Here is a 2,743-nt window from a genome sequence, read left to right as displayed (position 1 = left end):
CAGCTGTCCGAGGATGCTGAGGGGCCGGGCGCGACGATCCTGCTGCGATTGGATCGCGACGTGCCCGCCGACGTTCGCGCGGAGATCGCCTCTGCCGTCGCCGCCAACAAACTCGAAGTCGTTGACCTGTCGTGAAACTGGCGATCATCCCCGGTGACGGCATCGGTCCGGAGGTGGTGACCGAAGCGGTCAAGGTTCTCGACGCGGTGCTCCCCGGGGTGGAGAAGACCAGTTATGACTTGGGGGCCAAGCGCTTTCATGCCAGCGGCGAGGTGCTGCCCGATTCGGCGCTTGGCGAATTGCGGGCGCATGACGCGATCCTGCTCGGTGCGATCGGGGATCCATCGGTGCCCAGCGGCGTGCTCGAGCGAGGCCTGCTGCTGCGGCTGCGCTTCGAGTTGGACCATCACGTCAACTTGCGGCCGGCGCGACTGTATCCGGGCGTGCGCAGCCCGCTGAGGGTCGAGCCCGGCACCAACATCGACTTTGTGGTGATCCGCGAGGGCACCGAGGGTCCATACACCGGCACCGGCGGTGCGATCAGGACCGGCACCGCGCATGAGGTCGCCACCGAAGTCAGCGTCAACACAGCGTTCGGTGTCCGCCGCGTCGTAGCGGACGCGTTCGAACGTGCGAGGCAACGTCGCAAGCATCTGACCCTGGTGCACAAGACGAATGTGCTGACGTTCGCCGGATCACTGTGGTCGCGGACCGTGCAGGAAATCGGCGAGAAGTATCCGGACGTCGAGGTGGCCTATCAGCACGTCGACGCGGCGACCATCCATCTGGTCACCGATCCGGGCCGTTTCGATGTGATCGTCACCGACAACCTCTTCGGCGACATCATCACGGATTTGGCCGCTGCGGTATGCGGCGGTATCGGGCTGGCGGCCAGCGGCAACATCGACGCCACCCGGACCAACCCGTCGATGTTCGAGCCGGTGCACGGTAGCGCACCCGACATCGCCGGTAAGGGGATCGCCGATCCGACCGCCGCGATCATGTCGGTGGCGCTGCTGCTTTCCCACGTCGGCGAAGACGCTGCCGCCGCGCGAGTGGACCGGGCCGTGGCGTCCCATCTGGCCAGTCGCCCGACCGGAAAGATATCCACCGCCGAAGTCGGCGAAAGGATAGCGTCCGCGCTCTAGTTTCCAGGCCGGGCGGCAACGTTTTGGCCGGCACGATCGGCACCGCCAGCAGTGGGAACAGCCCGCAGACAAGAAATGCGGGCGGATAACCGTGGTCGGCGATCAGCTCACCGAAGGCCGGTGGCGCGCCGGCTGCCATCAACCGTTGGTAGGTGTTCTGCAGGCCCAGAGAGCGCCCACTCCAGAACGGTCCGGCGTATTCGGTGATCGCGGTGGATTCCAGTCCGTTGTCGAGCACCGCGACCACGGAGGCCGCGACCATCAGCGGTACGGCGATCGACGAGCGCAGCTGGTCGGCGAGCGCCAAACCCGCGAGGACGAAAACCGCCACGACGGCAATGATGCGGACCGGACGCAGCCGCGACCCGACCCGGTCGGACCACCGGCCGACCAGGACCCGGCCCACCGCCCCGAGGAGCTGGGACAGCGTGACGAGCCCGCCTGCCGAGGTGATCGACCAGTGGTAGATGTTGATCAGCCAGATCAGCATGAATGTCACGGTCACCGTCTGCGGCACCATCAGCAGCGCCGAGACGGCGTGGATCCGCCGCAGTACCCACGATCCGCGGTACGGGTTGGCCCGCTCCTCTTTGGTGGCCTCGTCCCATTCCTTGCGTGGCGGGTCGGTGATGGCCACGACGCTGAGCACCGCCGACACCGCGCACAGGATGGCCGGAAAGATCAGGGCCGCGGTCGCGGACTTGCTGCGCTCGGCGAGTTCGGGAATGACGAGGGCACCCAAGGCAATTCCGAGCGGCTGCGCGGTCTGGCGGACGCCCATCGCCAGACCGCGTTGCTCGGGCGGGAACCATCCGGACACCAGCCGGCCGCCCGCGGAATTACAGCTGGCGGCCGCCATACCGCCGACGAACAGCAGAGCGGCGAAAGACACCATCGTGTGGACCGTGGTTGCCGCGTAAGCGGCCACCGCGGTCAGCGCGGAGCCGACCGTCAGCACGATGCGTTCGCCGACCCGGTCGAGCAGATAGCCCCACAGGATCAGCGTCGCCACCATGCCGAAGCTCGGCATCGACGACAGCAACCCGGCCTCGGCCAACGGAGTGCCATGGTCTTCTTCCAGCGCGGGGATCAGGAAAGCGACGCCGTTGATGAAGATGAACGCGCTCGCGGTCACGAGAAGTGAGACGACGACGATTGACCAGCGTCGGCCCGCGCTGATTCCGACTGTGCCGGTCGGGTCCGTCGGCATCGATCCATGCTCGCACAGCCATGTGATTGCTGGGGCCGAAGCGGCGAGGGCCCGGCTGCGCCGCCCTCGATCGGCGCTCACTAGGCTCAGGCGAATGCGCCTTGGTCGAATTGCCAGTCCCGATGGCGTCGCGTTCGTCTCCATCGAGGGCGAGCACGACGAGCTGACCGCCCGCGAGATCGCCGAGCATCCGTTCGGCACCCCGACTTTCACAGGTCGCTCCTGGCCGCTGGCCGATGTCCGATTGCTGGCCCCGATCCTGGCCAGCAAGGTGGTCTGCATCGGCAAGAACTACGCCGACCACATCGCCGAGATGGGCGGCGAGGCGCCGGCCGATCCGGTGATCTTCCTCAAACCCAACACCGCGATCGTCGGACCGAATGTC

Annotated in this window: 3 protein-coding genes and 1 pseudogene; 3 read left to right on the top strand and 1 reads right to left on the bottom strand. The window is 66.9% G+C overall.

The genetic code is table 11. The features are described 5' to 3' along the window. Both VN856_RS07370 and VN856_RS07365 read left to right on the top strand, forming a co-directional pair. A partial coding sequence (locus VN856_RS07370) for a hypothetical protein (protein WP_325687608.1) occupies positions 1–135 on the top strand: 135 nt, incomplete at its 5' end. Beyond that, a complete protein-coding gene (locus tag VN856_RS07365) occupies positions 132–1,148 on the top strand; it encodes a 3-isopropylmalate dehydrogenase (protein ID WP_325687606.1) in 1,017 nt (338 codons plus the stop codon). The genes VN856_RS07370 and VN856_RS07365, both read left to right, overlap by 4 nt. Before the next feature lie 133 nt (positions 1,149–1,281). Here VN856_RS07365 and VN856_RS07360 read toward each other — a convergent pair. Continuing rightward, a pseudogene (locus VN856_RS07360) lies at positions 1,282–2,358 on the bottom strand (MFS transporter); the annotation flags it as partial. 94 nt (positions 2,359–2,452) lie between these two features. On the opposite strand from VN856_RS07360, the gene VN856_RS07355 reads away from it, so the two are divergent. Next, positions 2,453–2,743 (top strand): fumarylacetoacetate hydrolase family protein (locus VN856_RS07355; protein WP_325687604.1); only part of this gene is annotated, 291 nt, incomplete at its 3' end.

Source organism: Mycobacterium sp. (genome assembly GCF_035603715.1).
GTDB lineage: Bacteria > Actinomycetota > Actinomycetes > Mycobacteriales > Mycobacteriaceae > Mycobacterium.
The sequence above is the reverse complement of the archived record's forward strand: the minus strand, read 5'-3'. Positions and strand labels throughout refer to the sequence as shown.